A 7,295-nucleotide genomic window follows, 5' to 3' on the forward strand; every position below is an offset into this window, starting at 1 on the left:
AAATTGTACACAATCTGCGTTTGCGGCATCTGTTTGGCCAGAGCGGCCACGCCATCGCTGGTCATCTTGGAATCGGAGGCAATCAGCAGTTTCAGTGTTCGGCACTTGGCCAAGGCTTCGCTGGCGGCATCGGTCACCAGCGTCCGGGCGACAGCGAGCGATTCCAAAGGCAATCGGCCACAAATATGAGAGACGAAATCGTCGCCGATTTTGGTATCGTCCACATTGAGGTACACGAGCTTTTCCCACGAGCCGACTACCTGCGCGGCCTTATCGGTGATCAGCGTTCGCGACAGGTCCACAAACTGGAGGTTTTTGAGTGTCCTGAGCGGCTCTAATCCGGCATCGGAAATCTGGGTGCCGGATAAATTGAGCCCTTTCAGGTTGGCCAAACCTGTGAGGAACCGCGTGCCTTGATCGGTGATGCGTGTCTCGGCAAGGCCGAGGTATTCAAGAGTTGTGAGGCTTGACAGATGCTTCAGGCCCTGGTCGGTGATTGCTGGGGGAAGATACAGCTCGCGGAGCGAATCCATGGTGGCGAGCACGGTGAGACCTTCGTCATCCACCCGCGTGCCCATCAAGTTGAGGTACTGCAGACGCAGCGGCGCGAGGGGCTGCAAACCGGGGTTTCCGATCCGTGTGAATCGGAGGTCGAGAAAGCGGAGAGAGGCGATTTTTCCGATTTCCGCCATGGCCTGGTCGGTCACCAGTGTTCCCCCGAGGGCAAGACTTTCCAAATGCTGCAAGGCCGTCAGAAAACTGATCCCTCGATCTGAGACGCGGGTTCCAGCCACTTCGATGACCCGCAAGTTGGGCAATTCAGCGAGGATGGCGAGCCCCGCTCCGCTGACCTGGGTTCCGTTCAGGTAGATTTGCTCCAGCTTGAGCAGGGGAGCAATGTAAACAAGACCGACGTCGGTGATGGGCGTTCCGTCGAGTACGAGAGAACGCAGCTCCCGCAATCGACCAATGGGTTCCAGGTCTGCTTCGGTGATCGATCTGCCAGCCAAATTGACAGAGACGATATGGGCAGCCGGTCCGCTGACATCTGTCCCGAGAGCCGCCCCCAGACCGAAAAGCCGCTGCGCGATGGCCTGCTCTTCGGGGACCAATCGCTTGAGTATCTCCGATGCCGTCAGTCTTTGACCCTCGATCGTCTCAGGGCGAGAAGTCCCGGGTTGGTCCGATAGAGCGCTGGACTTCTCATTGTTCGGCTGGCCGCCGGTCGTCGACTCTCCGGGTGTTCCCGCGGCCTCTCCGGCCCCCAGGCCGCTCGCCAGGAGAGTCAACACAAGGACACAACTTGTAAACCAGATCAGAATCCGTGGGTGCATAGTCAACCAAGCAAGACCGGTCGATTCGGAAATTTGGGCAGATCGGCGGTGCCGCGCGTTATGGAAACGGATTTCTCGGGTTTGCGTTCGAGGATCGCTGACGTTTTCTCGGCGCTGCGCGATGTCGGACATACCCGATGTCGCCCGGTGATTCTCGCTGGGGCCCTCATGAGGGTATTTCACCACCCGGTTCTCGCGCACAGTCCCATTTTACCTTGGGCCACAAAAACCATAGGATAACGCGAGAATATTGACTGTCAAGGAATGCGCTGCCAGATTGTTGCGTTTCTGGGGAGGTGGGGCTGTCCAGTCCCGCTGGAAGGAGACGCGGAGTTTCGCGAAGATGGATTCTTCAGAGGGCCGATTTTCGACGCCGCAGCGCCACGAAAAAATCGGCAGGATTGCCGCGGCTTCGAAGTGGGCCGGTCCAAGAACGAGGGTTCGGCGACTATGTCTATCCACGAAATGAAGATTTTCAGCGGTCGGGCCAATCCGGAGCTGGCCCAGAAGGTGGCCGACTACGTCGGACTGCCGTTGGGAAGGATCTCGCTCGGTCGATTCCCAGATGGTGAGATCTCCTGCAAGATCGAAGAGGACGTCCGCGGCCGTGACATTTTCATCGTTCAACCGACCTGCCCGCCGGTGAATGAGAATCTGATGGAATTGCTCATCATGATCGACAGTTTCAAGCGGGCCAGTGCAGAGCGAATCACGGCTGTCATCCCGTACTTTGGATATGCCAGGCAAGATAGAAAAGACGAGGGCCGGGTCCCGATCACTGCGAAGCTGGTGGCGAATTTGATAACGCGGGCAGGGGCGGACAGGGTTCTGACGATGGATCTCCACGCCCCGCAGCTTCAGGGGTTTTTTGATATTCCGGTGGATCACCTTTACGCGGCTCCCGTGCTGGATGCCTATTTTCTCAGTCTTGGAATCCCTTTGGAAGACATCGTCGTGGTCAGCCCGGATGAGGGAGCCATCAAAAGAACGTTGATTCATCTTCCGGTTTTCGGGGGCAAGCTGGCCATTGTGGATAAGAGGCGAAGCAGTGGCACAACCACTTCCCAGGCCCATTTGATTGGCGAATCGGTCAAGGGCAAGGTGGCCCTGATTTTCGACGACATGATCAGTACCGGGGGGTCGATTTCGGGAGCGGCCCACATGGTTAAAGAAGCCGGGGCGGCGAAGGTGTATTTGGCGGCGACGCATCCCGTGTTTTGCGGCCCGGCGGTGGAACGGCTTTCCTCTGCGCCGGCAGAAGAGATTGTGGTAACGGACACGATTCCGCTGGATGCCAGCCGGCGGCCTCCCAATGTGAGGGTCCTCACGGTGTCCGAGCTATTGGGAGAAGCTGTCAAACGGATCCATCGTCACGAGTCCGTGAGCAAGCTTTTCCGGACGTACCGCTAGACATAGGGTGGAGACTCTTGGGCATGGAGTCTCAAAGGGCGTCCTTCGGGGGGTTGCCCTTGCAATTTTCAAAAAAACGCCAAAAATGAAGATTTTCCAACCGGCCGCAACTCGCTTGCGCGACGATGTCTCGGCGACGGGAACGCTGGACAATTGGGAAAGAATCCGATGAAGCACGCCGAGACCGTTGTGCGCGGAATGGGTGCCGTTAGGCCCGGCAGCGAGTGTTTTGGGTTTTCCCAGGCGGCTGGTGCGGCGAATGAGTAGGAACCGTCGGTAGGGTAGGTCCATGATCGAGCAGATATCTGTGGAATTGCGATCACCGGGTGGGAAGCGGAGCAACAAGCGGCTCCGCGCTGCGGGGAAGGTGCCCGCCATTCTTTACGGCCACAAGCAGGAGAATGTCTGTCTGAGCCTGCCACGGGACGCCCTGGCGGCCGCCGTTCGGCACGGCACGCGGCTTATCCAGTTGACGGGAGCCGTTCGGGAGCAGGCATACATTAAAGAATTGCAGTGGGATACATGGGGGAAGGAGATTCTCCACGTCGATTTGACGCGGGTCACCGCCCACGAGAGGGTTCGTACGGAGGTGCCCGTCGAATTGCGTGGGGATGCGCCAGGTGTGAAAGAAGGCGGACGTTTGGCGCAGCATCTCCACAGTCTCCCGATTGAGTGCGAAGTGGACAAGATCCCCGAGAAGTTCGTGGTCCTGATTACGGAGCTGGGTCTGGGCGGAGCGATCACCGTCAAGGACATCCCCTTGCCGGAAGGGGCCAAGGCCCTTGTGGATCCCGACGAGGTTGTCGTGGTGTGCCATGCTCCGGCCGGCGAGGAGGAAGCCGAGGAGGCGGCGCCGGCGCCCGGGCCTGCCGAACCGGAGGTCATTGGACGCAAGAAAGCTGGCGAGGAAGAGGAGGAGAAAAAGGAGTAGCGCAGGCTTGAGATTCCGGGAGTTGCGGTGGCGTGTTCCGGATTGGGGAATGGCTGCGTTCGTGGTGGACCTCCTGGAGACAGACCTCGACGGAACTGCCACCCATGAAAGTCGTTGTGGGGTTGGGGAATCCCGGGCGGGAGTACGAAGGCACTCGCCACAACGTTGGGTATGAAGTCCTTCGGGAGCTTGCCCGTCGGTTCGCCGAGGGGCAGCAGGTGAGGCGTCGGTTTTCGGGCGAGACGCTCGACGTTACGATAACGGGGACGAAGGTCCTCTTGCTCAGCCCGACGACGTACATGAACCGCAGCGGGCAGAGTGTTGGGCAGGTAAAAGATTTTTATAAGCTTTCGACTGACGACATTCTGGTGGTATGTGATGATTTGAACCTGCCGCTTGGCAGGTTGCGGTTTCGGGCGAAAGGTTCAGCGGGCGGGCACAAGGGGCTGGCGGATGTCATTCGGGTGCTGGGGACGGAGGCCGTTCCGAGGTTGCGAATCGGAATCGGGGCACCGCCGCCGGGTCAGGATGCGGTGCGGTTTGTGCTTTCCCGGTTTACGCCGGAGGAAGAGACGGTCATGCGGGAAGCGTATCGCCGCGCCGCCGACGGAGTCGAACTCTGGGTGCATCAAGGCATACAGGCATGTATGAACCGCTATAACGCAGGCGATCGCTGACGCTGGTCAGTGACGCCGTATTTGGAGTGGTGCGGGTCAAAAGATTGAGCGCTCCGTAGTACGTGCAATTGAGTGGAAGGAGTGGTCATTTGGCGCAGAACTTTTACGAAGGCCTTTACATTCTGGATTCCAACAAGTTTGCCCGTGACCCCGATGGTGTGGTCCGGCAGATCACAGACGTTCTGACGGAATACGGCGCGGAGATCCTGGTGAGCCGTATCTGGGAGGAACGCCGTCTGGCGTATCCGATCAAAAAACAGCGGCGGGGGACGTACTGGCTGATTTACTTCAAGTGTGACAGCTCAAAAATGGATGAGATCCGCCGCCGCTTGCAGCTTGCACCGGATATCCTGCGGTTTATGCACATCAAGATCGATCCCCGGATTATTGACGTCCTCGTGGAGCACGCGCGCGGCGGCCAGGTGGCCGTTCGCACCGTGTCCGAGGCGGATCTGGGGGTGGATGAGGCGATTGATGACGAGGCGGATGTGGAGGAAACGGAAGACGCCGACGTCGTGGACGATTGATCCCGGCGAGCTTTACGCGTGCAGCACGCTGGCTTCAGCGTGTGCTCGCAGATAAGTCACGGCTCGGGGACCTCGCGGGCGGGAGGTGGAAAGTATGGCGAGTTTCAATCGGGTAATTCTGGTGGGAAATTTGACGAGGGATCCCGAGGTCCGTTACACGCCGAGTGGAACGGCCGTCTGTGATATCGGAATCGCCGTTAACGAACGGCGGAAGAGTTCGACAGGGGAATGGATTGAGGAAGTTGTCTACGTGGATGTGACGCTTTGGGGACGGACGGCCGAAGTCGCGGGGGAGTACCTGACGAAAGGGTCGCCGGTGTTGATCGAGGGGCGTTTACGCCTCGACACCTGGGAAAAGGAGGGGGAAAAACGCTCCAAGTTGCGTGTTGTGGCGGACCGCATGCAGATGCTCGGAGGACGCGGGGCAGGAAATAATGTGGGCACCGGAGGTAGGGCCGCAGCCGCAGGGCCGGGGAGCGGAACCCCCGCGCCCAATGTTGCGCCGGTCGAGGATTTTCCACCAGAGGACGATGTGCCGTTCTGATGCTGAGCCGATATTTGCGGCCTGGCGGGCCTTTTGCCAAGCAGAAGTGAGAGCGGCTTTGGCTGAAACGCTGAGGCGGTTGATCCGACAAACGAAGAGACGCACAAACAGACGAGCCCTTTGACAAGACGCAGAACAATATTGGGTTGAGGTTGGCTTATGAACCAGGTGAAAGGCAAGAAAAAATCCCGGCAGCATGGGGTTCGTGGATTGCCGCGAGGTCCTCATGGGGGTGTCCAGCTTCTGCTTGTCCAGAATGTGGAGCACCTCGGAAAGGCGGGGGATGTTGTCGAAGTCAAGCGGGGTTACGCCGTGAATTATCTTATTCCCCAGGGGCTCGCCACCATCGCCACGGACCACCATAAACGCATGGTGGAAAAACACAAGGCCCGCTTGCTGGAGATCGAAAGGGCGCGGATCTCGAGTCTCCGGCAACTGGCGGAAAATATCTCGCAGATGAGTATTTCCATCGAAGCCAACGCCAACGAGGAAGGCCATCTCTATGGGTCGGTGGGGCCGAACGAGATTTCCAAGGCGTTGAAGGCCCAGAACGTCAACGTGTCGCCGGATCAGGTTCGTTTGCAGGGCCCCCTCAAGGAACTTGGTTTGTACACGGTACGGATCCACCTTGGGCATGAGATCGAAGCGGATCTCAAAGTGTGGGTGGTTCCCACCGTGGGTGATACACAGCCGGGTGGTAGAAAGTAACCAGTTTGCTCGCGTTCGCAGGGTTAAACTTTTGATCCCCCGCTGGGGGATTTTTTTTGCGCCCCGGTCGCTACGCGATTTTTCCGGCTGGCCCGGCTTCTCTCACTCGTAGGCTCATGGGGTTTTGACATCGCTTGTACCGACGGGCACAATGGGGCTGTTTTTGAGAGCCGTTTTTCGAGTCGGGTAAGAGACGTTGAAGTGGAAACCTGGGAAGGAGAGTCTGCGATGAAAGCTGCTGTCGCTGAGTGCCGCCGTCGATGGATGGTCGTTCTCTTCGCATGCTTCCTGTTGCAGGTGGTTCCGGCCGCCGTTGCCGAGGAAACCAGCACCCACTGGCCTCTTCCGCAGGCGAAGCCGGAAGATGTCGGTCTTAGAAGTGATGTTCTCTCGAAAATCCGACCCCGGATGGAGCAGTTTGTGGCTGATAAAGAAATTGCCGGGGCCGTAACACTCCTGGCCAGGGAGGGAAAGATTGTCCACTGGGAAGCGGTAGGTTGGGCGGATCTTGATGCCAAAATTCCTATGCAGAGAGACTCTCTTTTCCAGATTGCGTCAATGACCAAACCGATCACAGCGACAGGACTCATGATCCTTGTGGACCGCGGTAAAGTGCGTCTCGATGATCCCGTGGCCAAGTACCTGCCCGCATTCGCGGAAATCAAGGTCAACGGCAAACCCCTGGAAAAGCCGCTCCTTGTCAGGCATTTGTTGACCCACACTTCCGGATTGACCGGGTCGCAACGGACGGAGACCACTTTGGCGGAAACCGTGGCCAAACTCGCGCGAGGCGGCTTGAGCTTCCAGCCGGGAGAACGCTGGGCCTACTCTCCAGGATTGACGGTTTGCGGGCGAATCATCGAGGTGGTGAGCGGTCAGTCCTACGACGAATTTCTCCGTCGTGAGATTTTTCAGCCCTTACGGATGAAGGATACCGCGTTTGTCCCGACGGCAGACCAGCGGTCCCGTTTGGCCCGCGCGTACCAGAGGACACCGGAGGGCAAACTCGTGCCGGGCGGCGGGGCCATCTGGCTTATTGAAGACGCCGGTGTGCGGGCCCCCAATCCTTCCGGGGGATTGTATTCCACGGCTGCCGATCTGGTTCGCTTTTACCAGATGATCCTCAACGGAGGTGAGCTGGAGGGCACACGCATCCTCTCTTCC

The 7,295-nt window shown here is 58.6% G+C and carries 8 protein-coding genes; 7 read left to right on the forward strand and 1 reads right to left on the reverse strand.

Annotated features, from left to right (window positions below; genetic code table 11):
* On the reverse strand, positions 1 to 1,517 hold a 1,517-nt coding region (locus H5U08_RS06935; RefSeq protein ID WP_297031579.1), incomplete at its 3' end, for a hypothetical protein.
* 282 nt (positions 1,518 to 1,799) lie between these two features.
* Here H5U08_RS06935 and H5U08_RS06940 point away from each other — a divergent pair.
* The 7 genes from H5U08_RS06940 to H5U08_RS06970 all read left to right on the forward strand — a co-directional run.
* Complete coding sequence (locus tag H5U08_RS06940) at positions 1,800 to 2,744, forward strand: ribose-phosphate pyrophosphokinase (protein WP_366494190.1); 945 nt, start codon at positions 1,800 to 1,802, stop codon at positions 2,742 to 2,744.
* Positions 2,745 to 3,033: 289 nt separating this feature from the next.
* Complete coding sequence (locus tag H5U08_RS06945; protein ID WP_297031583.1) at positions 3,034 to 3,675, forward strand: 50S ribosomal protein L25; 642 nt, start codon at positions 3,034 to 3,036, stop codon at positions 3,673 to 3,675.
* A gap of 104 nt (positions 3,676 to 3,779) precedes the next feature.
* The gene (pth, locus tag H5U08_RS06950; protein WP_297031585.1) at positions 3,780 to 4,352 is read left to right on the forward strand and encodes an aminoacyl-tRNA hydrolase; all 573 of its coding nucleotides are present in this window, start codon (positions 3,780 to 3,782) and stop codon (positions 4,350 to 4,352) included.
* Between the two features lie 89 nt (positions 4,353 to 4,441).
* On the forward strand, positions 4,442 to 4,879 hold the full coding sequence (rpsF, locus tag H5U08_RS06955) for a 30S ribosomal protein S6 (protein ID WP_297031586.1): 438 nt from the start codon (positions 4,442 to 4,444) through the stop codon (positions 4,877 to 4,879).
* A gap of 94 nt (positions 4,880 to 4,973) precedes the next feature.
* On the forward strand, positions 4,974 to 5,423 hold the full coding sequence (gene ssb / locus H5U08_RS06960; RefSeq protein ID WP_297031588.1) for a single-stranded DNA-binding protein: 450 nt from the start codon (positions 4,974 to 4,976) through the stop codon (positions 5,421 to 5,423).
* Between the two features lie 159 nt (positions 5,424 to 5,582).
* Complete coding sequence (rplI, locus tag H5U08_RS06965; protein ID WP_297031590.1) at positions 5,583 to 6,131, forward strand: 50S ribosomal protein L9; 549 nt, start codon at positions 5,583 to 5,585, stop codon at positions 6,129 to 6,131.
* 228 nt (positions 6,132 to 6,359) lie between these two features.
* Positions 6,360 to 7,295, forward strand: a 936-nt coding sequence (locus tag H5U08_RS06970; RefSeq protein ID WP_297031591.1) for a serine hydrolase domain-containing protein, incomplete at its 3' end; no start/stop codon positions are given.

Source organism: Thermogutta sp. (assembly GCF_014359955.1).
Classification (GTDB): domain Bacteria; phylum Planctomycetota; class Planctomycetia; order Pirellulales; family Thermoguttaceae; genus Thermogutta.

What these genes read in the sequence shown, in the direction of transcription:
- H5U08_RS06945 (WP_297031583.1), top strand. Translation starts at nt 3,034, where the DNA reads ATGATCGAGCAGATATCTGTGGAATTGCGATCACCGGGTGGGAAGCGG.
- pth (WP_297031585.1), top strand. Translation starts at nt 3,780, where the DNA reads ATGAAAGTCGTTGTGGGGTTGGGGAATCCCGGGCGGGAGTACGAAGGC.
- rplI (WP_297031590.1), top strand. Translation starts at nt 5,583, where the DNA reads ATGAACCAGGTGAAAGGCAAGAAAAAATCCCGGCAGCATGGGGTTCGT.
- ssb (WP_297031588.1), top strand. Translation starts at nt 4,974, where the DNA reads ATGGCGAGTTTCAATCGGGTAATTCTGGTGGGAAATTTGACGAGGGAT.
- H5U08_RS06940 (WP_366494190.1), top strand. Translation starts at nt 1,800, where the DNA reads ATGAAGATTTTCAGCGGTCGGGCCAATCCGGAGCTGGCCCAGAAGGTG.